The organism is Macrococcoides goetzii (assembly GCF_002742385.2).
GTDB classification, from domain to species: domain Bacteria; phylum Bacillota; class Bacilli; order Staphylococcales; family Staphylococcaceae; genus Macrococcoides; species Macrococcoides goetzii.
In genome coordinates, this window is sequence record NZ_MJBI02000008.1 from 1 (window position 1) to 22695 (window position 22695).

At 36.1% G+C, this 22695-nt stretch carries 23 protein-coding genes and 1 riboswitch; of the genes, 7 read left to right on the top strand and 16 right to left on the bottom strand.

The window, feature by feature from the left end; genetic code table 11:
* Positions 1 to 196 precede the first annotated feature (196 nt).
* Positions 197 to 2038, bottom strand: coding sequence for a DUF262 domain-containing protein (locus BFS35_RS11635; protein ID WP_099576779.1), 1842 nt, complete (start codon positions 2036 to 2038; stop codon positions 197 to 199).
* A 196-nt stretch (positions 2039 to 2234) separates the two neighbouring features.
* Between BFS35_RS11635 and BFS35_RS11640 the strand changes: the two genes are divergently transcribed.
* Complete coding sequence (locus BFS35_RS11640; protein WP_099576777.1) at positions 2235 to 3020, top strand: putative hydro-lyase; 786 nt, start codon at positions 2235 to 2237, stop codon at positions 3018 to 3020.
* A gap of 48 nt (positions 3021 to 3068) precedes the next feature.
* Here BFS35_RS11640 and BFS35_RS11645 read toward each other — a convergent pair whose 3' ends face one another.
* From BFS35_RS11645 to BFS35_RS11705, 13 genes are all read right to left on the bottom strand, one after another.
* Entirely contained in the window at positions 3069 to 3338 is a 270-nt protein-coding gene (locus BFS35_RS11645) for a zinc ribbon domain-containing protein (protein ID WP_099576775.1), read from the bottom strand.
* Entirely contained in the window at positions 3338 to 4525 is a 1188-nt protein-coding gene (fmdA, locus tag BFS35_RS11650; protein ID WP_099576773.1) for a formamidase, read from the bottom strand. The genes BFS35_RS11645 and fmdA overlap by 1 nt, the downstream gene beginning before the upstream one ends.
* Before the next feature lie 130 nt (positions 4526 to 4655).
* The gene (locus BFS35_RS11655) at positions 4656 to 4859 is read right to left on the bottom strand and encodes a hypothetical protein (protein ID WP_099576771.1); all 204 of its coding nucleotides are present in this window, start codon (positions 4857 to 4859) and stop codon (positions 4656 to 4658) included.
* Between the two features lie 172 nt (positions 4860 to 5031).
* Entirely contained in the window at positions 5032 to 5784 is a 753-nt protein-coding gene (locus BFS35_RS11660; protein ID WP_099576769.1) for a ZIP family metal transporter, read from the bottom strand.
* A 106-nt stretch (positions 5785 to 5890) separates the two neighbouring features.
* A complete protein-coding gene (locus BFS35_RS11665; RefSeq protein ID WP_099576767.1) occupies positions 5891 to 6253 on the bottom strand; it encodes a hypothetical protein in 363 nt (120 codons plus the stop codon).
* Positions 6254 to 6342: 89 nt separating this feature from the next.
* Positions 6343 to 7989 carry an FAD-binding dehydrogenase gene (locus BFS35_RS11670; RefSeq protein ID WP_099576765.1) on the bottom strand — a complete coding sequence of 549 codons (1647 nt, stop codon included), beginning with the start codon at positions 7987 to 7989 and terminating at the stop codon, positions 6343 to 6345.
* A 90-nt stretch (positions 7990 to 8079) separates the two neighbouring features.
* Positions 8080 to 9294, bottom strand: a complete 1215-nt coding sequence (locus tag BFS35_RS11675) for an NRAMP family divalent metal transporter (protein ID WP_099576763.1) — start codon at positions 9292 to 9294, stop codon at positions 8080 to 8082.
* Between the two features lie 19 nt (positions 9295 to 9313).
* Positions 9314 to 10066: a LamB/YcsF family protein gene (locus tag BFS35_RS11680; protein WP_099576762.1), complete on the bottom strand. Its 753-nt coding sequence runs from the start codon at positions 10064 to 10066 to the stop codon at positions 9314 to 9316.
* Positions 10067 to 10068: 2 nt separating this feature from the next.
* Complete coding sequence (accC, locus tag BFS35_RS11685) at positions 10069 to 11418, bottom strand: acetyl-CoA carboxylase biotin carboxylase subunit (protein ID WP_099576759.1); 1350 nt, start codon at positions 11416 to 11418, stop codon at positions 10069 to 10071.
* A gap of 11 nt (positions 11419 to 11429) precedes the next feature.
* Positions 11430 to 11861 (bottom strand): acetyl-CoA carboxylase biotin carboxyl carrier protein, encoded by a 432-nt coding sequence (locus BFS35_RS11690; protein ID WP_099576758.1) that lies wholly within the window; start codon positions 11859 to 11861, stop codon positions 11430 to 11432.
* Entirely contained in the window at positions 11861 to 12832 is a 972-nt protein-coding gene (locus tag BFS35_RS11695) for a 5-oxoprolinase subunit C family protein (RefSeq protein ID WP_099576756.1), read from the bottom strand. The genes BFS35_RS11690 and BFS35_RS11695 overlap by 1 nt, the downstream gene beginning before the upstream one ends.
* Positions 12832 to 13539 carry a 5-oxoprolinase subunit PxpB gene (pxpB, locus tag BFS35_RS11700; protein ID WP_099576754.1) on the bottom strand — a complete coding sequence of 236 codons (708 nt, stop codon included), beginning with the start codon at positions 13537 to 13539 and terminating at the stop codon, positions 12832 to 12834. Before pxpB ends, BFS35_RS11695 begins: the two co-directional genes overlap by 1 nt.
* Before the next feature lie 177 nt (positions 13540 to 13716).
* Positions 13717 to 14427 carry a transaldolase gene (locus BFS35_RS11705; RefSeq protein WP_099576752.1) on the bottom strand — a complete coding sequence of 237 codons (711 nt, stop codon included), beginning with the start codon at positions 14425 to 14427 and terminating at the stop codon, positions 13717 to 13719.
* 182 nt (positions 14428 to 14609) lie between these two features.
* Here BFS35_RS11705 and BFS35_RS11710 point away from each other — a divergent pair, with 182 nt between their 5' ends.
* From BFS35_RS11710 to BFS35_RS11725, 4 genes are all read left to right on the top strand, one after another.
* Positions 14610 to 14909 (top strand): hypothetical protein, encoded by a 300-nt coding sequence (locus BFS35_RS11710; protein ID WP_099576750.1) that lies wholly within the window; start codon positions 14610 to 14612, stop codon positions 14907 to 14909.
* A 40-nt stretch (positions 14910 to 14949) separates the two neighbouring features.
* Positions 14950 to 15300, top strand: coding sequence for a fluoride efflux transporter FluC (locus BFS35_RS11715; RefSeq protein WP_099576748.1), 351 nt, complete (start codon positions 14950 to 14952; stop codon positions 15298 to 15300).
* Positions 15297 to 15620: a fluoride efflux transporter FluC gene (locus BFS35_RS11720; protein ID WP_240628438.1), complete on the top strand. Its 324-nt coding sequence runs from the start codon at positions 15297 to 15299 to the stop codon at positions 15618 to 15620. The genes BFS35_RS11715 and BFS35_RS11720 overlap by 4 nt, the downstream gene beginning before the upstream one ends.
* Positions 15621 to 15723: 103 nt before the next feature.
* Complete coding sequence (locus tag BFS35_RS11725; protein ID WP_240628440.1) at positions 15724 to 17838, top strand: 5'-nucleotidase C-terminal domain-containing protein; 2115 nt, start codon at positions 15724 to 15726, stop codon at positions 17836 to 17838.
* A 39-nt stretch (positions 17839 to 17877) separates the two neighbouring features.
* Here the strand turns inward: BFS35_RS11725 and BFS35_RS11730 are convergent, their stop codons facing one another.
* Positions 17878 to 18792: a nuclease-related domain-containing protein gene (locus BFS35_RS11730; RefSeq protein ID WP_099576746.1), complete on the bottom strand. Its 915-nt coding sequence runs from the start codon at positions 18790 to 18792 to the stop codon at positions 17878 to 17880.
* A 244-nt stretch (positions 18793 to 19036) separates the two neighbouring features.
* Here BFS35_RS11730 and BFS35_RS11735 point away from each other — a divergent pair, with 244 nt between their 5' ends.
* The gene (locus tag BFS35_RS11735; protein ID WP_099576743.1) at positions 19037 to 19225 is read left to right on the top strand and encodes a hypothetical protein; all 189 of its coding nucleotides are present in this window, start codon (positions 19037 to 19039) and stop codon (positions 19223 to 19225) included.
* 176 nt (positions 19226 to 19401) lie between these two features.
* On the opposite strand, the gene metK is transcribed toward BFS35_RS11735, so the two are convergent.
* Positions 19402 to 20595, bottom strand: a complete 1194-nt coding sequence (gene metK, locus BFS35_RS11740) for a methionine adenosyltransferase (protein WP_099576741.1) — start codon at positions 20593 to 20595, stop codon at positions 19402 to 19404.
* A 108-nt stretch (positions 20596 to 20703) separates the two neighbouring features.
* A riboswitch (SAM riboswitch) is annotated at positions 20704 to 20815 on the bottom strand.
* A 189-nt stretch (positions 20816 to 21004) separates the two neighbouring features.
* Here metK and pckA point away from each other — a divergent pair.
* Positions 21005 to 22594 (top strand): phosphoenolpyruvate carboxykinase (ATP), encoded by a 1590-nt coding sequence (gene pckA / locus BFS35_RS11745; protein WP_099576739.1) that lies wholly within the window; start codon positions 21005 to 21007, stop codon positions 22592 to 22594.
* The last annotated feature ends 101 nt before the right edge of the window (positions 22595 to 22695 follow it).

Genomic DNA, 22695 nt, shown 5'->3' on the forward strand with positions numbered 1-22695 from the left:
ATTATAGAGATAATTGCGTCCTTTTTATATCCAAAAAATCAAAAAACGGGCTGAAGAAAAGATTTGTATCTTTTCATCAGTCCGTTTTATTATAGAACCTTAAATTTTAACTTTTGGGGATTTATTACAACATATTTAATGTTTTTCAAATTAGTATTTTTTATAAATAAAACTTAAATAAAGGTGAAATTTTATATCATCTGATTACAATATCGTAATATTCAGAAATTAGTTCTTCTCTTCTTTTATCAATAGCTTCTTCATCTTTAAATGTCTTCAATTTTTCAATAAAAGCTTTTGTCGCATCAATATGAGATTTGTCATACATTTTTTCCTTATCACCATCATTTTCATGGTACTGAGCTTCTAATAATATTATATTACCAATAGAATATCTATTATTTATAGACGTAGATTGGTCAATTATATGTTCTAAAGTTGCGTCATCTATGAAGTTAAATGCACCATTCTGATTTATATTACCAGAATCTTTTTGTACTTTCTTTGAAATGGTACTTAATATCAATTTTATTAATCGCCAATCTTTTTGTTCCTTACTATTCATTTTTGATACATTTTTACTTTGATAATTTATATTACTATTATTTATAACAACTTCTTTAGATGGAAGTTTTTTTCTTAGTTCACTGTATAATTCTTCAATAACAGAATCCGCTTCAGCTTTATCCATATTTCTAAATTTTTTTCCATATTTAAAATATATACTTCTAATTTTATTACTGCTAGCTGAGACTAAAATAAATAAAGATTGATATTGAACTAATTTACTAATTACATTTTTAAACTGTTTTGAGGAAATTTTTTCATTTAATCTTGCATCGAATAGTCCAAGTAATAAAGATCTTACTTGAGTCACATCAAACTCATTCAATAGTATTAAATTCCTTTTTAATTCTTTATTTACATTTTTACTAAAATAGTTTTTTTCACTGAATAGTTTATCGTTATCATCTGGATTAATCATAATTCTATAGTGTTCTGATTCTCTTAAAAGGTCGTTAATAAATGTAGAATATGAAATTATATTTGAATCGATTCTATTAATAAATTCATTAAAAACTTGATGTTTTGGGATACTTTTATACATTGAAGAAAAATAATGAATAAAGAATGTGGTTAGACCAGGAGCATTTTTTTCCGAAACATTTGCTTCAATGGCTTTCCAATTCTCTTTTACAGAACTAGTTGAATCGTCTAATAATTCAAATATTTCATTTTTTATTAAGTCTGGCCCACTTAAAGGTAAACCTCGATAATTAAAATTTCTATACATAACATTAGCTGATTCTTCATCCTCAGAATATATTATTATTACAGTCGAATTTAAAAGTTGTGTACCCAAATTATCTAGAAAGTTAATATACTTAAAGCCTTTATAAGTATTCAATAAATTTATTTCTGCCTTATTAAGTTTCGAACCTTTCAATCTTTTAGAGATATTTTCGATTGATAGTTCTTCTAAAAACCAATTGTATTTTTCTAGAATATAATTTTGACTTTCATTTTTAGCCTCATGTTTTACACCGTTCTCTTTATGCTGATTAATATTTAGTATGTTAACAGGTAATATAGGCTCTAATTTCTCATTAATGACCCTTGCTTTTTGAATGTATTTCCCTTTTATTGGTTTATTTGACATTAAAGCTTCATTAAAATTATGGTCATATTCAAGATGATAATTACTTTTTTCTTTTTCGATTAAATCTCTAATTGCTGCTAAAAATAAAGTCATCGTTGTTAATCTTTGCTGACCATCGATTACTATTCTACTTTCTCTTTCTGAAGAGTAATCACCTACCACTAGAATTGTCCCAAAAAAGTAATCTTCCATTTGATCTTCACTGTTAATCATTAAACCATTGTCAAAATTAGCTTTGCTTACTGTTAATAAATCATCTAAGAAATGTTCAAAATTTTTATTTTCCCATGAATAATCTCTTTGAAAATTAGGTATTTGATAAGTTTGTGCACTAGATAATATTTCTTTTATTTTTTTATCTTCTGGATGGAATTTCATATATTCTCCTTATATTTGTATTTTATTATATTATAATATATTTTAAATTATAAGTTAATATTACTTTAAAATTTAAATATATAATATGAAACAAATTATAATAAGATTATATTTATAGTATTTTATAGTCATAATTTTGAAAATTCTATATATTTTATATACACTAATTATAAACCATCCAAAAAGGAGTGCTACTATGAATTTACAATCTGCTCTTCCATCTGAAATTCGAGCTTTGATTCGCGACAACAAACTCATCCAGCATACGTCAGGCATGGCTAAGGGGTACATCCAGGCGAATGTTGTAATATTACCTAATAAGTATGCATACGACTTCCTCAAATTCTGCTATCGTAATCCAAAGTCATGTCCGCTTCTCGACATCACTGAAGTTGGCGAACATTCCTTCCCTAAATACGGTCCTGATGCTGATATTCGTACGGATGTTGGTGAATATTATGTTTATCGTGACGGTGTCCATGTAGAAACGCGTCATGATATTAAAGATTTATATGGTAAGGATATGGTTGCTTTTATTATTGGTTGTAGCTTTACGTTTGAGCATGCTTTACTGGATGCTGATATTCCTGTTCGTCATATTGAAGAAGGTCATAATGTACCGATGTATATTACGAATATTCCTACTGAGCAAAGTGGTGTCTTCCATGGTCCTACTACTGTTAGTATGCGTCCTATGTCAATGGCTCAGGCGATTCGCGCGACTGAGATTACAACGCATTTCAAAGGTGCGCACGGTGCACCGCTTCATATCGGTGATCCTGCTGCTATTGGTATTAAGGATATTAGTAAACCAGACTTTGGTGAAGCTGTTGAAATTCGCGACGGTGAGGTTCCTGTGTTCTGGGGTTGTGGTGTTACACCTCAATCTGTGTGTTTAAATGTTAAACCTGAACTGATGATTACACATGCGCCTGGTTACATGTTTATCACAGATATTAAGGAAAGTGAATTATTGTATTAAAGAAAATGCCATAAGCATAGTCAATATACTATGCTTATGGCTAATTTTTTACACCGTCCATGACATTGGATTCGGATTTCTATTCAGTTGTTTCACATTACTCTTAGGTAAATGCTCACGTTTAACGACTTTCGGTGTCATGCCGCTATTAATTCTTTTGTATAATTTCGGATCCATCTGATTCATTCTAAAACTTTTAAACACTCTATGCGTCATTGCTTCACACGTTGGACATTTATCTTCCTGTAAATTACTGCTCATCGATTTCCATACATCATATTCTCCACAAGTTGCACAACTAAATGTATATTTCGGCATTATTCATCCAGCTTCGGAATAATGTTATTTGTAAATATTTCTTTCGGTAATGACAATGTACAACATGCGTTTGGAATATCAACGATACCACCAATATTACCTTGTACTGGTGCAGATCCGAGTAACATATACGCTTGCTCTCCTGTATAACCACATGTCTTCAGGAACTCAATCGCATTTAAACAAGCATTACGATAAGCTGTATTTGCATCAAGATATAACTGATCTCCAGAGAACTCATTCACTGAAATCCCTTCGAATACTAAATATTCATTGTAATGTGGCATCACTGGTCCTGGCTGGAATGCAGGGTTCTTCTTAATCTTATATTTCTCCATACCGCCTTTAATAACGTTCACCTTTAATTCAATCCAACCCGGAATCTCAATCCCTCCACAGAATGTAATTTCACCATCACCTTGTGAGAAGTGCAGGTCACCGACTGATAATTTAGCACCTTCTACAAATACCGGGAAGTAGACGCGTGATCCTTTAGATAAGTTCTTAATATCACAGTTACCACCATTCTCTCGAGGCGGTACAGTTCTTGCACCTTCTTTAGCAACGCGGTCAAAGTCTGCACCTTTCAATGTTCCTAATACACATGAATCTGGATCTGGTAATTCAGCTAATGCCGGTACACGATTTGGATTCGTATCAACTAACGCTTTCTCACGTCTGTTCCATTCATCAAGCATTTCCTGACTCGGCGCCACACCCATCAGTCCAGGGTGAATGATACCAGCGAACTTTACATTCGGTACGTGTCTGCTTGTCGCATAGATTCCTTCGAAATCCCAGATTGACTTCGCTGCTTTCGGATAGTGATCTACTAAGAAACTTCCCCCATTTTCTTTAGCAAATATACCGTTGAAGCCCCACTCATGCGCACTAAATGTTCCGATATCTAAAATATCTACTACTAATAAATCCCCCGGTTCTACACCATTTACATGTACTGGTCCACTTAATACATGCACACGTTTTAAATTAACCTTTTCAATATCAGATGGATCATCGTTATTCTTAATCTGCCCATCCGTCCAATCCAAACATTCCATCTTAAAGACCTCTCCAGGTTCAACTGAGAAAGCTGCCGGAATATCTGGATGCCATCTGTTATGTCCAGGATGTTTTTGTTCGTGCATTTTCTTCGTTAAATCAATTTCAAATATTTTCTTAGCCATAAAAAATATCCCCCTTGAAAAATCAATTTAATATTACACTTTTAGTGTATTCTAGTTTTCAGAATTTTTCAAATTTTAATGGGATATTTTTATGATAGGAATTCAACAAAAAAAGACCCCTTCAGGTCTTTTAAAGTTTATTATCTTTCTCCGTCAATTGTTGCTCCAATACTTTGATTCTCTTCTCAAGTTCCTTCTTTTTAAGTGCTTCTAATTCAAACCTATTATCTGTTTTCTTTTTATGATTATCAATCATCCTTCTAATTGATAGACCAATTTTAATCGCTATCAGAAATAAGAAAATATAAAAAACAATGAGCCAAAATGTTTCCATATTTTTCACCACCATCTTATCTTTTTATTTTATCCTTATAATACCATTTAAATATAAAAAATACATTTTATTCATTAAAAATAACAAGCAATTGAAGTTCTTCAAGTGCTTGTTACTCTAATTTTAAAATATTCATATTTTATTATTATATGTTATTAAAAAAAGCTGTATATTACCCCAGCTGATTCAGCAATATCGATGTTATCACACCAAACGCTGTCATCAGTCCGACAAGTCCGCCGCCTTCTTCATATGCTTCGGGCATCATTGTTGATCCAATCATCGTAATAATACCACCTGCTGCAAAGCTTGAGATCATTAAAATGACACCTAGACTTGCATTGTCAAGGAAGACATATCCAAATAACGCACTTAATCCTGCAACGATTGTTACAACTGCAAACAGGAATATAATCTTCCCTTTCGATTGTCCGCTTTTTAACATCCCAGTAGTACTCGATAATCCTTCAGGTATGTTACTGATAAATATTGCGATAAGTAATAATAGACTAACACCTTTCCCGCCTATTAAACTCATACCAAGCATCATCGATTCTGGTATCGCATCCATTACTGTCCCGATAAATATACCAAGTCCTGAATCATTTTGACTTGTTTCTTCTTCTTTAACTAACTCATGCTGATTCGAACGCTTTCTGTGTTTACCACCGTGATGCGCAATCACCGCTTCTAATATCGTAAACGTTAACGCGCCTGCGATAAAGCCAATCACTGTATTGATGATGTGACTTTTCTCCGTCGCATCCTGAAGAAGTTCAAATGTTGCAGCTCCGATTAATATCCCTACACCAAATGCCATAATAAATCCTAATACTTTTCTAGGTATTTTTACGACCATACTCACAATCGCGCTTAATAATACTGCAAATCCTGATAATGCACCCCAAAAGAATGCACTGCTCATCGTCTCACCTTTTTCTATTGTAATAAATGTATTGTGATGAGATTTTTGTATTTATTTCTATCTTTATTTTTCTCCATAAGAAAAAGACCCCGTAAGGTCTTTTACGCTAATCTATTGTAAGTCCTTCACCAACAAATGTCTGATATGCTTCATACATTCTTCCTGGTACACCGCTTTCAGCACTGTTATAACGATTGAAGTTCTTATCATTCACTACTTCTTTGATCATCTCAATCGTATCATCACTTCTCGGATCTTCAATCTTCTTCCCTGTCGTTTCTTCAGCAATAACAAATAATCTTACTAAATATCTCGTATATGAATCATCTTTATCGAGTGTAATCTCTAATTCTTCTGTTAGTTCTTTACTCGTCTCCACAAAACATCTGAAATCTTCAAAGAAGTCTCCAAATCTTATCAATACATGTCGATAATGTTCATCTGATAGCTTCATATATCTGAATGCCAATTGCTTAACCACCCTTAAATTTTAGTCATTTCTAGTGTATCACTTTTGTAAGCGCTTGAAAATGTCGAATTTATTTATCGTGATAATACTTATGCTTCGTCTATGCCATGTGCTGCTCTAATGCCACTAAATATACATCCACCGAGGAAAGTGCCTTCAAGTGCGCCGTATCCGTGTACGCCGCCGCCTCCAAATCCTGCGACTTCCCCTGCAGCATATAGACCGGTAATCGGTGTATCCTGCTGACTGATAACCTGACTGTTTAAGTCGGTTTGTATTCCGCCTAACGTCTTACGGCTGATAATGTGCAGTTTAACAGCGATTAATCTTTTAGATTCGAGTATTTTATGTGGTTTAGCGGTTCTAATCAGCTTGTCTCCTAGAAACTTTCGTGCACCGTGAATAAATGTCACTTGTGGATCTTTACTGAACGGGTTATCGAGTTGCAGGTCACGTTCTATAATCTGTGTCTTAATGTGATCTGCGTCTAGTAATTCACTGCCTGCTAATGCGTTCATCTTACGTACAAGGTCGTGAATATTCTCTGCAACGATAAAGTCTTCTCCTTTTTCTTTAAATGCTTCTACGGGTCCTGTCGCATTTGAAGAAAGGCGTTCTTTTAATAGTAGTTTAATGTCTTTTTCTGTGAGATCCGGATTTTGTTCAGAGCCTGATAAGACGAATTCTTTCTTTAATATATCTTCTGTTAATATAAACCATGAATAGTCATAGCCTGTCTTACAGATGGTTTCCAGCGTATGCAATGTATCAAATCCTGGATAGTCTGGTGCTGTCAAGCGATTACCTAATGCATCAAACCATAATGATGATGGTCCGGGGATGATTCTAATCCCGTGGTTATTCCAGATCGGTGTATGGTTGATAATGCCTTCAGTATAGTGCCACATGCGGTCTTTATTCACGAGTTTCACGCCTGCTGTTTCACTGATGCCTAGCATCTTACCATCTGTAGAATCCGGCACACCTTGTATCATCGTCTCTGGTGCTTTACCGAGTCGGCGTGGCCAGTTCTTCTTAATCAATTCGTGATTTGCTCCGATTCCGCCTGTCGTAATAATGAGATATGGTGTATCAAATTTGAACTGATCAATAATTTCACGGTTAGATGGTTCACCGCGCTCTGCTTCACTTGGCTTGAGTAAATTACCTTCAATCGAAGTTATCTTATTGTCTGTAATATTTAACTGTGTCACTTGATGTCGTTCTAAAAAGCGGAAGTTCCCTTTCTGTTCTTCAGCTAATACATAGTTCACAAATGGTTCAATCAGGCCAGGGCCAGTTCCCCATGTAATATGGAAACGTGGTACTGAATTGCCGTGTCCGGATGCACTAAATCCTCCACGTTCTGCCCATCCTAATATCGGTGTCAGTTTAATCCCCATACTTTCTAAATAGGCTTCTTTTTCAAATGCTGCAAATTTAATATATGCTTCTGCCCATTGTTTCGCCCAGTAATCTTCCGTATCTAGACGGTCGAATTGTGCTGTATTTAACCAGTCGCGTTGAGCGAGTTCATAACTGTCTTTTACACCTAGTCTTCTCTGTACTTTTGAATTGACTAAGAATAATCCTCCGAAACTCCAGAATGCTTGTCCACCGATTGCTGTCTTCGGTTCCTGATCGATCATCGTCACGTGATGTCCATTTTTCAATAGTTCTGTTGCAGCAACTAATCCTGAAAGTCCTGCACCAATAATTGTTACCTCTTTTTTCATGATCAATTCCTTCTTTCTTTAGACAGTCTTAATATGATTATAAACGAAAAAGACAAAGCATGAGTGTTCACGCTTTGTCTAAATCATATTTTATTGATTCCATAGATCGATCAATGATTGAATCGACATAAATCCTGCACCGATTGTAGCAAGTACTGCAATCACACCTAAAATAAGTAACCACGTTGGATGTTTATAATCTCCAACGATACGTTTATTTTTAGATGCAAAGAGGATTGCAGTTAATGTAATCGGTAAGATTAATCCGTTAAATGCGCCTGCTAATACTAATAATTTCACTGGTTTACCTACAAGTAAGAAGACGATTGTAGAGAATACGATAAATGAAATTACGACGATATTATTGTGTTTCGTAAATACTGGATGGAATCCTTTTAAGAATGAAGCTGACGTATAAGCTGCACCGATAACTGAAGTCAGTGCTGCAGCTAATAATACTAAACCAAAGATTTTAGGTCCGATTGGTCCTAAAGCATGTTGGAACGCAGAAGCCGGTGGATTCGTTGGATCTAACTTCACACCCGTTGCTACTACACCTAACACTGCTAAGAATAAACAGAAACGCATTAATCCTGTCGTTAAGATACCTAAGTTTGCTGCACGAGATACGAATGGTAAATTTGCTTTACCAACCATGCCGTCATCAATCAGACGGTGCGCTCCAGCAAACGTAATGTATCCACCAACTGTACCACCGACAATTGTTACAAGTGGCATTACAAGTCCTAATGGATTATCGGGCATTACCATCTTCGTTAAAGCTTCCCCATATGGCGGTTGAACTTTAATCATAACAAATGCTACTGTCAGTAACATTACTACACCTAGAATTTGTGTTACAACATCCATCATCTTATTTGCACTTTTATTACTAAATATAATGATTGCAAGTATACCTGTAATCACTGCACCAATTCTAACATCGACATCAAATAATGCATTGAAACCGAGTCCTGCTCCGGCAACGTTACCGATATTAAATGCTAGTCCTCCAAGTACGATAAGTATCGCGATAAAACTTCCTAATCCTTTAAATACTTCATTTGAAATATCTTGTCCACGTTTACCTGTTACGGTTAACACACGCCATATATTTAACTGTGCACCGATATCAATAATGATACTCAGTAAGATCGCAAAGGCAAAGCTTGCCAGGAATTGTTCTGTAAAGATTGTCGTCTGTGTTAAGAAAGCTGGTCCGATTGCAGACGTCGCCATTAAGAAGATTGCGCCGAACAGTAATCTGCGCTGCGCTGATGTCATTTTTGGTTTCTCGTTATTCATAATAAGCCCCTTTTCTTAGTTAGATTGTAGTAATTTCTATATTTTTTTGTAACAATGTATCACGAATCTGTTCAACAAAAGCTAATGCTTCTGGTCCATCCCCATGGACGCAAATTGAATCTGCCTGAATTGGTATTAACTTACCTGTTTCTGTCTTTACTTGGTTGTCTATGATCATGCGCAATACATGTTCAACCGCTTCGTCTACATTATGAATCATCGCATTATTCGCTTTACGAGAAACAAGCGTGCCTTCATCTGTATAATTACGATCTGCAAATACTTCGTTGATCGCTGTTAAGCCATTTTCCTGTGCGACACGTACTAAATTACCACCCGCAATACCCATTACCTTTAATTTCGGATCAAATTGCTTGATGGCATTCACGATAGCCTGCGCAAGCTTTTCATCATTAAAGGTTGCATTGTAAAGTGCACCGTGTGGCTTAACATGATTTAATTCGACTTGATGTTTATTACAGAATGCCTGTATTGCACCAAGCTGATACGTAACGAGATTCTCAACTTCGTCATAGCTCATATCAACTTGTTTACGGCCAAATCCCATGAGATCATTATAACCAGGATGTGCACCGATGCCGGTATTATTTTCCTTACACAGTGCTACAGTACGATTTAATACATTGAAATCCCCTGCATGCATACCACAAGCGATATTAGCAGAAGTAATTAAAGGTATAATCGCTTCATCATTGCCAATCGTGTAATTACCAAAGCTTTCTCCTAAATCTGCATTTAAATCAATTTTCATCATTAGCCCTCCAGGAAGTGATTTTTCTCTAAGAATTTAATATCGATTATATTTTCCTGATATCTTGGATGCTGCATAATACGATACTGATAATCCAGGTTTGTCGGGAAGCCGGTAATCACCGTCTCATCAAGTATAGATAACATTCTGCGTATCGCTCTATCACGCGTCTGCTCAAATGTTATAAATTTACCAATCATTGAATCATAATACGGAGAAACCATACACTTTTGATATAAGAATGTATCGATCCTTACTCCTGGTCCACTAGGTAAATTTAAATATTCTACTTTCCCCGGACTTGGTCTAAATCCGTGATCCGGGTCTTCAGCGTTAATTCGACATTCGATGCTAAAACCATTAATCTGAATCTCATCCTGCACAAGCTCGAACTTATCGTATAATGCGATATTAAGTTGTGCTTCGATAATATCGACGCCAGTTACCATTTCGGTTACCGTATGTTCCACTTGAACACGCGTATTCATCTCAAGGAAATAATACTCTTTTGTAGACTCAACGTATAAGAATTCTAGCGTACCTGCACCACGATAATTAATATTTTTCGCTGCGTTGACGGCATCACGCGTCATGCGCTCTCTTACTTCATCCGGTACGATAGCAGCAGGCGCTTCTTCTACAAGTTTCTGATTGTTACGTTGAATAGAACAATCACGGTCGTAAAGATGTACTGCATCTCCTTTACCGTCACCAATGACCTGCACTTCAATATGTCTTGCAGTCTTTATAAATTTTTCTATATAAACACGGTCGTCTCCAAATGCTTTCTTTGCTTCTGATTTAGCCGCATTAAATAAATTTTCGAAATCTTCCATACGGCTGACGATACGCATCCCTTTACCGCCACCACCAGCAACCGCTTTAATCACCATCGGTACGCCGATTTCCTGTGCTTTCACCTTCGCTTCAGCAAGTGTCGGTATTACATCTTTAGACCCAGGAATTACAGGTACACCAGCAGTGACCATCGTCTTACGTGCTTCAGCTTTATCACCCATCTTCTCGATTGTTTCAGGTGTAGGTCCGATGAATACTAAATCATGTTCTGCGCATAGTCGTGCAAAATTGGCATTTTCAGCTAAGAAGCCATAACCCGGATGAATCGCATCTGCACCTGTAATTTCAGCTGCAGCGATCACATTATTCATATTCAGATAACTTTCTGTTGAACTAGATGGACCGATACAAACTGCTTCATCTGCTAAAGTAACGTGTAAGCTATCCACATCTGTCGTAGAATAGACAGCAACCGTCTTAATGCCCATCTTCTTACATGTTCTAATAATTCGAATCGCAATTTCTCCTCGATTGGCAATCAATACTTTCTTCAAAGTGTCACCCCCTATTTTTCTTTAATTGTCACTAACGGTTCATCATAGCCTACAGCAGTACCGTTCTCGATATGAATCGCTTCAATAACACCATCAACGTCAGCATGAATATCATTCATTACTTTCATCGCTTCGATGATACCGATACGGTCACCTTTTTCAACTTTGTCACCGACACGGATAAACGGCTCTTTTGATGCTTCATCCTGCATATTATAGAATGTTCCTACAAGTTGAGACTTTTGAACGTGATGTCCATGGTCGACAACTTCCTGAGCGGGTTGTTGTGTTACTTGTCCTGGTACTTGCTGTACCGGATAGGCCTGAACTTCTTTAATTGCTTTTTCGATGTAGTATTCGTTATCGCCTTCTTTTACCGAAATAACTTTTAGTTCATTACTATTCATCATATCAATGAGCTGTTGTAATTTATCTGAATTCATTATGATTCCGCCTTCTCTAATAAGTTTTGGATTTTTTGACTCGTGTGTCTGATATCAAATGCATGCATGCTTACTTCATTTATAATTTTCATCATCTTTTTCTTCTCAGCTATCGCTTCTTCTAAAGTGCCTTCAACGAGACGAATCTCACTCCCAGGACCTTTTTGCACAAGTGTAGGGATATCACTGAAATATACTGTTCCTAGCTTTGCATATCCGCCGACAGTTTGACGATCATTCATCAGTATAATCGGCTGACCGTCAGACGATACCTGGATTGAACCGAGCTGAACCGGTTCAGAGATGATATCATAGTTCGTCTTCACTTCTAATATTTCACCTGACAGACGGATACCCATTCTATCTGATGTATTAGAAATTTCGTATGTGCTTGATAGTGATGCCGCTAAATTTTTAAATCGGTCATATTGACGACCTGGAATAAAACGAATCGTGCTTACTTTATCGATAAAATGCGTGTTAACGCGTCTCGTTTCAACAATTTCCGGTTGATTGAATGCAAGAAAATCATCTTTAATCAACGTACGTCCGTCTAATCCGCCTAGTTTAATCTTCATATGCGTTGAATAGCTACCCTGAACTTTCGGTAGATTAAAACCACCTTTGACCGTCAGGTAAGTACGGTATCCATTTTTAGCAGTCTTAAATGTTAATATATCGCCGGCTTTTGCGTTATATACACATCGATTAACTACAGGCGTATCATTTAACTCAGCAAGCATATTACCGCCAGTAATAATAAATGCATTATCTTCAGTAAATTTAAAGATGCCACCCTGCATCGTCATCTCAATACTCATATGATCTGTATTACCAAGCAGATTGTTACCTAATAATAATGCACGATAATCCATTGCGCCTGCTGGTGATAAACCAACATTTTGAAAGCCTGTGCGTCCGAGATCCTGTATTGTAGAATACATTCCCGGATGTATGACTTGAAGTCCCATTATTGTACCTCCGTTTCAATTTCATAAGTGCCGTTATTTACAGCCTGTTCAATTGCATCATATTCATCTTTTGAGATGCGTTTAAACTTAATATAATCTCCAGCTTCATAGTAAACTTCTGGATCGCGCTTCGGATCGAATAACTTTAATGGTGTCTTTCCGATAATGTTCCATCCCCCAGGTGAAGCTAATGGATAGATACCAGTTTGTGCATTTGCTATACCTACAGAACCCGCAGGAATTTCTTTACGCGGTGAAGCTTTGCGGGGTGTTGCAATCGACTCATCTAATCCTCCTAAAAATGGAAAGCCAGGCATAAAGCCTAACATATAGATAAGATAAGGTTTACTTGTATGTATTTGAATGATTTCTTCTGTCGTTTTATTATGTAATGAAGCCATTTCATCCAGATCAAGATTGAACGGTGCATCGTAACACACAGGGATAACGTATGTCTTAGTCTGCTGTTGAGCTGTCGAAGATATTGTAAGACTCTCTATTGCTTCACTTAACGTTTCATGATCTGTCACTGTATCATCGAAATAAATAACGAGTGTGTTATAAGAAATGACAAGCTCTAATATGCCACTGATAGCGCTATTTTGTATCGCAGATTTTAACTGGATCACCTGCGCATTAATCTCAGGATCAATACGCTCTTCAAAGACGACGCTCATACAGTTCTCATTGATATTTACAATATTCATGATGTAACCCCTTTCTTTTTTACCTAAATAATCATATCATAATAGTCTGATAATTTTAAATACTTATTTTGAAAGTTTAAAGTAATGAAGAGGAATATTAATTAAACATATATAGATATATATAAATATACCTTATAAAAAAACCATTACACAATTTGTGTAATGGTCTAAGGTGTCTTATAAAATGCTTAATCCACTTGATTGAATGTCTTTAGCAAATCCTTTAACTGTATCTACTGATAATTCATCGATGTCACGACCGATATTCGGAATCTTCTTCACAACGTCCCCTGGACATGTGATAATGTCGCAGCCGATTTCATCTGCCTGAATAACATTGTAAAGCTCGCGACATGATGCCCATAAAAGTTTCACGCCTTCTTTTTCGTGACAAACTTTTACAGCAGCACGCATTAATGGCATAGGATCTACACCAGTATCTGCGATACGACCAGCAAATACTGAAACGTAGGTTTCAACACCTGGTTTAATTGCTTTAACGATATCTGTCACCTGTTCAATTGTATAAACCGCTGTAACATTTAATTTAATATCCTGTTCAGATAATTTCTTGATTAATGGAATCATAGATTCGCCTTTCGTATTCACGACAGGAATCTTAACAAATACATTTTCACCGAATGACTGAATGATTGCTGCTTCTTTCTCCATCGTTTCCATATCATCACCGAATACTTCAAATGAGATAGAAGCATCTGGTATTGCCTTAACTGCAGCTTCTGCAAAAGCTTTATAATCTTCTACACCAGCTTTAGCCATAAGTGATGGGTTTGTCGTAAATCCATCAACTGTCTGGTTTTGGTAAGCTGTTTTCATTTGTTCGATATCCGCACCATCAGCAAATACTTGCACATTTAAATTTTTCATTATTATTCCTCCACATTTAATGTAAACACTTCTACTTATTATAATCACATAATGTATGATATTGCTAATGATTGAGTATACTTGTTTGTTTTTTCAATATATTTACTATTCTTTTCATAATTTTATATTTTTGTTGTCATTTGATGTGGTAAAATAAAATGATTAATGAACGGAGGAACATCATGAAAGCGAACAAATATGTTTACTTCTCTATATTTTTTGTTATCTTAAGTATCTTTTGTAACGGTTATAATCCCGTGCTGGCAATACTTTTCGGTTCTATCAATGCCATCATACTGTTTACCGGACTAGTAAGCTGTATTTTACTTATTATTAGTATTGTCTTAATTGATAAAGCTTTGAAGCAGCCTGAAAACATTTCAAGCGGTTTATATAAAGTCGCGAAAATTTGGCCATGGGTCATCTTAGTTGTTATTCTCTTACAACTTGCTAGTATCCTATTTAGATTTGGTATTATTTAAGGATTGATTCGTCAATCCTTTTTATTTTGGAGGTTTTTATATGATCTATCTTTGGATTGCATGTATGAGTGTCTTCGGTGCATTATGCAGATATAGTATAAGTTTAGCGCTTCATGCACCGCTGTATACAATTATCGTGAATCTCATCGGCGCATTTGCTTTAGGGTTTTCTACAACTTACTTTAGACGGCTATCCTGGTCATCGCACATAAAGACTGGAATTACTACCGGTTTTCTAGGAAGCTTCACAACATTCTCTGCACTGAGTAAAGACGTTGCCGATCTCTATTTAGCACATCATTATCTTTCACTTTTCATCTATTATAGTATTAGCATCTTTGGTGGTATCATATGTGCTGTTATCGGTATGAAATGGGGTGACAGAAATTGATCTATGTTGCAATCGGTGCACCATTCGGGGCTATGTTACGATATTACATCAGTCAGAAGATGAATGGGCGTTTTCCATATGGTACACTGTTCATTAATTTATTAGGTGCAATGTTGTTAGGCATTGTTGCACGTTTTGATATGACAACGATGCTATTACTCGGTACTGGTTTTTTAGGCGCATTTACAACATTTTCTACGTTGAACATTGAGATTGTTAAACTGTATGAAACGCATAAAAACTGGTGCATTTTCTATATAGTGATCACCTATATTTTTGGCCCGTTACTCTACTTGTTTGCATATACATTTCATTTATAATTTTTTTGTAAATTTAGCGTAATTTTTTCTTAAAATTATCACAGCTCATGTATTTATACATTATTATAATATTGAAATTAAAATTTATTTTGGAGGGAACACCGTGAAACGAATTGCATCAATGGTATTAATGTTAACGTTATTAATCTCAATGCTTTTCCAAAGTCCTTATGCACTTGCAGACGTGACGACAGAACAACCAACAACTGAGGCACCAACTACTGAAGTAGCAACGACCGAGAAAGCTACAACTGAAGCTCCTACGTCAGAAGCACCAACGACTGAACAAGCAACAACAGAAATACCTGCTGGACCGAACTCAGTAAAGATCTTACATACAAATGATATGCATGGTCGTTTAGATGCTGAAGATGGCCGTGTTATCGGCATGGCAAAGGTAAAGACAATCAAAGATAAAGAACAACCTACATTGATGTTTGATTCTGGGGATGCTTTCCAGGGCTTACCATTATCTAACTTCTCAAAAGGTGCTGACATGGCAAAAGCGATGAACGCTGTTGGTTACGATGCGATGACTGTTGGTAACCATGAGTTTGATTTCGGTTTTGAAACTGCAATGAACTATAAGAAACTATTAAACTTCCCTATTTTAAGTTCAAACGTTTATAAAGATGGAAAAAGTGTTTATGCGCCTTCTACAATCATCGAGAAAAATGGTAAGAAATATGGTGTCATCGGTGTAACAACGCCGGAGACTGCTACGAAGACGCACCCGAACAACATTATCGGTGTATCATTCCTTGATCCAGTTGCATCTGTAACTGCAGAAATGAAAAAGTTACAAGGAAAAGTTGATGCATTTATCATCTTAAGTCACTTAGGTATCGACACAACGACTAAAGAAGCTTGGCGTGGTGATAATTTAGCGACTAAGATTGCCGGCAACAAAGATTTTAAAAATAATGCAATCGTAATATTAGATGGACATTCTCACTCAGTCATTGAAAATGGTGAATTAAAAAATACTGTGATGCTTGCTCAAACAGGTACGGCACTTGCAAACATCGGGACAGTCACATTTGATTTACAGGATAAAGTTGTAAGTAATATAAAAGCCTCAATGGTTAAAGAATCAGATACGAAAGAAGTTACACAAGATGCTGCAGTTAAAGCTATCGTTGATACTGCAAAAGATAACTTTGGGAAAGCAACTTCTGAAGTCGTATTCCACAATCCAGTACAACTTCAAGGGGAACGTAACGACGTACGTACGCGTGAGACAAACTTAGGTAACGCGATTGCTGATGCAATGGAAGCATATTCTGTTAACGGATTTGATACAGCTGGTGATTTCGCTGTAACAAATGGTGGTGGTATCCGAGCTTCTATCGAAGGTAATAAAGATGTAACAATCGGAGATATTATTAAAGTATTACCTTTCGGAAACACTATTACACAAATTAACGTCAAAGGTTCTGAAGTAAAAGCAATGTTTGAACACGCTTTAAGCGCACCTGTTATTGAAAAAGACGGAAAAACAGGATTAGATGCAAACGGAGCTTTCTTACACATCTCTAAATCAATTAAAGTTCATTATGACATGACTAAACCTGCTGGTGAACGTGTTTATGCAATTGAAGTATTCAACAAAAAGACAAACAAATTTGAACCATTAAACAATACTAAAACATACAAAGTTGTAACAAATGATTTCTTAGCCGTTGGTGGCGATGGTTATACAATGCTTGGTGGACCTCGTGAAGAAGGACCATCATTAGATGCAGTTGTACGTCAATACTTTAAAACTGCTGATATGACAGCTTATACAAGTGAAGCATTACAACGTATCTTAGCAGGAAACGCGAGTGCGTATCAACCAGTTGAATCCGAAGAAGTAACGACTGAAAAACCGACAACTGAAACTGTAAAACCTCAAATTGACGTATCAACAGAAGAAGATGGAAGCGAAGGATTCATCATCAAGACAGAAGATTCTACTGAAGAACCTGTCGTATTAGAAGCTACGATGGCTGCTCATGATGATAAAGTCATTCCATTTGAAACTGTTGCAAAAACTAATGAAACAAATTTAGATACGACAATTCAAGCGGATCAAGTTGCAGATGATACGAACAAACCTGCAATCACTGAAGCGGTTGAGCAATTACCGATTACTGGTGAAGCAGCTGGTACAGGTGCTGCTGCAATCGGATTATTAGGGTTAGGATTATATTTAGTGAAACGTAAATCTGCATAACAAATAAGCCTTGAGTGAATTTCACTCAAGGCTTATTTGTTACGGATTTAAATGTTCAATTTGGTCCATAATATTTTCAAGTTCTTCAACTTTATACTGGAATCTACCGTGGAAGACAAATTTTTCGAAGAATGTTTGCAGTTCTTCTTCACCTACAATCACCTTCACTCCATTATCTCTCGAATAATTAGTGATATGTTCACTACCAACACCTTCTGCATTATAGTACGCAATCGGTGTTACCGGATATGGTAACTCAAACACTTTCTCTAAACGTTCTGCTTTTAATTTCAATGCTTCAATCGAGTGGTTATATGTTCTGAATTCAGCATTACCTTCTTTGTTCTTATCCAGAACAATTGTCTGTTCAAGTTTCGGATCAAGCTCTAATATGTTAAACACACCTTCAAGCATCGGTTCACCAGCAAACTGCATTTCACTTACACCGTGGTAAATATGACCAGTCCAGTAATTAGAATCTATCAGATAGATACCTGTTCTCGTTAATACAACATGATCAAGTTTATCAGTGCTCTTCACACGTTTACCAGGAATATAAATATTAGCAAGTACGTGCATATCTTCAGGACGAATACGTTCTTCACGAATAAATTGTTCTTTTAACTGAATTAAAGTTAGGTCAGTTAAATATTCACCTTTATCTTTCGAGAACATCTTTAAAGATTCGATATGTGATGATTTCTCATCAATTGTTTTCTGTAATGTTTCTTTTTGTTCTGCTAGTTCTTTTTTATATTGAAGTCGAGACTTTTCACTCTCATCGTGATACTCATCTGATCTAATTTTCTGTGCTTTACGAAATTCTTCTTCTTTACGCGCAATTGATTTTTTCTTGCTGGATAATGCGAGTAACCATAAGACGAAGAATAATAAAGCCAGGACACCTAAACCAATTAACACATAAAATAAAGTACTTCCTACTTCTACTGACATATCATTCACCTTTCTAACCGTATTTCCTTTATTATAATGAAATTTCAGAAGAACTTCATCGAAAATATGAAAGTAATTTGTGAAAGTTTACTCTAATTAAAAATATAAATAAGAAATTAATATTCTGAACAAAGATTAACAATGTTTAATAAAATATAAATTCTAAATTAATAATGATATGAAATAATTTAAGTGTCCTAAAAATATTTTTGGGCAAAATTAAATTTTCTCGGAGGATGATACCATGGCAATGTATAAACGTTTATTATTAGCAGGTACTTTCGCATCAGCATTATTATTAGGTGCATGTGGTGAAGAGGAAAAAACAGACGACGCAAAAACTGAAGATGCAGCAACAACTGAAGAAGAAACGACTGAAGATGATGCTGCTACAGAAGAAGAGACAACTGAAGAAGAAACTGAAGAAGCTTAATATTTTTTTATTGACTATCTCGCATGAGGTAGTCTTTTTTCATCCTACGAATAAAGCTAAAACGGTGGAATAGAAGTTACCACTACGACAAAAACCGAACAAAAACTATAAATCAAAGAACGATTTATTAGTTTTGTCCGGTTTTTGCTAGTGGCAGAACACTTCTATCCCTACCTCTATTTATTTAAATTTGCTTTTAAATCTTCAATTTTATCTGTCGCTTCCCATGGTAAATCAACGTCTGTACGACCGAAGTGACCGTAAGCAGCTGTTTGTTTGTAAATTGGGCGGCGAAGATCTAACATCTGAATGATACCTGCTGGACGTAAATCGAATGTTTTACGTACTGCGTCAACAAGTTGTTGTTCAGTGTATTCAGATGTACCATAAGTTTCAACTGAAATAGATACGGGTTGTGCTACACCAATCGCATAAGCTAATTGTACTTCACATTTGTCAGCTAGACCTGCTGCAACGATGTTCTTCGCAACATAACGCGCTGCATAAGCACCACTACGGTCAACTTTAGTCGCATCTTTACCAGAGAATGCACCACCACCGTGACGCGCATATCCTCCGTAAGTATCTACGATAATTTTACGGCCAGTAAGACCGGCATCCCCTTGAGGTCCACCGATTACGAAACGACCAGTTGGATTGATGAAATATTTTGTTTCTTCATCGATTAATTCAGCTGGAACAACTGGTTTAATAACGTGTTCTTTAATATCAGCCTGAATTTGTTCTAATTCAATTTTCTCATGGTGTTGAGATGAGATAACGATTGTGTCGATACGTTTAGGTTTACCCGCTTCATCATACTCAACTGTAACTTGTGTCTTACCATCTGGACGTAAGTATTCTAAAGTACCATCTTTACGTACTGCAGTCAGACGACGTGCTAATTCATGAGATAATGAAATTGGTAACGGCATTAAGCTTTCAGTTTCATTACATGCAAATCCAAACATTAAACCTTGGTCACCTGCACCGATTGACTCGATATCAGAGTCAGATAAGTCGCCACGGTCTTCTAATGCACGGTCTACCCCTTGTGCAATATCAGGAGACTGCTCATCGATTGCAGTAAGTACTGCCATCGTCTGAAAGTCATAACCGAATTTAGCACGTGTATATCCGATTTCTTTTACAGTATCACGCACTACTTTAGGGATATCAACATAAGTTGATGTAGTAATTTCACCTGCGATTAAGGCCATACCTGTTGTTACTGATGTTTCACACGCTACACGCGCTTTTGGATCTCCTGTAAGAATTGCATCTAAGATTGCATCTGAAATTTGGTCAGCAATTTTATCTGGATGTCCTTCTGTTACTGATTCTGACGTAAATAATTTACGATCTGTCATTTATAAACACTCCTATTAATATATATTTCACGGTTCAAGCTATAAATAAAAAATAGCCCTCTCTCCTATTAAGAGAGAAGGCTAATTATACATAATTAGTCCATTCTGCTCTTATCGTTCAGACAACTGTCTGCAAACGGTTTGGCACCTTACTTAACAATGAAGTTAAGGGTTGCTGGGCTTCAAAGGGTCCATGTCCCTCCACCACTCTGGATAAGAGAATCCGCAAGTTAGATAATACTAAACTTTTTGTACACTGTCAATATATCGGATTGATTCACAAATTTTCTGAATAATACTTTATCTCTAAAATTTTATTTATATTTAATGTAACACTTGAAACCTTATGTTATACTATTTCATGAAACTGCTTACATCAGCAGAAAATATAAACTTGGGGGACCTTTTAATGAGCGAACAAATCTTTGGTAAATTAGACAACTTATTAAAGAGTGATATTGTGTTAAATCAATTATCAAGAACACAGTTAATCAACGAAATTTTAGCAAATCGTGAAGGTGTATTAACAGAATCAGGGGCTGTTAGAACTGAAACTGGTAAGTATACAGGTCGTTCACCTAAAGATAAATTTATCGTTGAAGAAGAAGAAACAAAAGACCAAATCGACTGGGGTACAATCAACCAACCTATCTCTGAAGAAATCTTCTTAAAATTATTAGACCGCGTTTTAGACTACTTAGGAACAAAAGATAAAGTTTATGAATTTAATGGTTATGCAGGTGCAGACCCTGCTACACAATTAAATTTACGTGTCATCAATGAGTTAGCTTGGCATAACTTATTTGCACGTACGATGTTTATCCGTCCTGAAACATTTAATGAAGGTATCTTAATCGATCCTGACTTCACAATCATTTCTGCACCACACTTTAAAGCAGATCCTAAAATCGACGGTACAAAATCTGAAACTTTTATCATCACTAGTTTCAAACATAAAATCATCTTAATCGGTGGTACTGAATATGCCGGAGAAATGAAAAAAGGTATATTCGGTGTTATGAACTACTTATTACCAACACAAGGTGTAATGAGCATGCACTGTTCAGCAAACGTTGGTGAAAATAAAGATGTAGCGTTATTCTTCGGTTTATCAGGAACAGGTAAAACAACTTTATCAGCTGACCCACACCGTAAATTAATCGGTGATGACGAGCATGGCTGGAATGATAACGGTGTATTCAACATCGAGGGTGGTTGCTATGCGAAGACGATTGATCTTTCTCGCGAGAAAGAACCTCAAATCTATGATGCGATCCGTTACGGTGCGATTTTAGAAAACGTTAAAGTTGATGAAAAAGGTTTCCCAGACTATGAAGACAAATCATTAACAGAAAATACACGTGCAGCATACCCAATTGAAAATATTGATAATATCGTATTACCATCAATTGCTGGTCATGCGAAAACAATTATCTTCTTAACAGCAGATGCATTCGGCGTATTACCTCCGATCTCTAAATTAACAAAAGAACAAGCAATGTACCACTTCTTAAGTGGATTTACATCTAAATTAGCAGGTACTGAGCGCGGTGTAACGAGCCCACAACCAGTATTCTCAACATGTTTCGGTTCACCATTCTTACCTTTACATGCAACAGTATATGCGAATATGTTAGGTGAATTAATCGACAAGCACGGTTCAGACGTATACTTAGTAAACACTGGATGGACTGGTGGAGAATATGGTGTAGGTAGCCGTATGAACTTAACACATACGCGTTCTATGATTCGCCGTGCAATCAGTGGAGAAATTAAAAATGCTGAATTCACGCAAGATCCAATCTTTGGATTACACGTACCAAACTCAGTGCCAGGTGTTCCTAAAGAAATCTTAATGCCACGTAACGTTTGGGTATCTCAAGATGCTTACGATGAAAAAGCAAAGGATTTAGCATTACGCTTCCAGGAAAACTTTAAGAAATTCGGTGAAAAGTCAGCTGAAATCGAAGAAAAAGGCGGCTTTATCTTTAGAGGATAATAATAAACATAAAGGCTGGGACAGAAGTGTTCTGCCACAAGCAAAAACCGGACAAAACTAATAAATCGCGCTTTGATTTATAGTTTTTGTTCGGTTTTTGT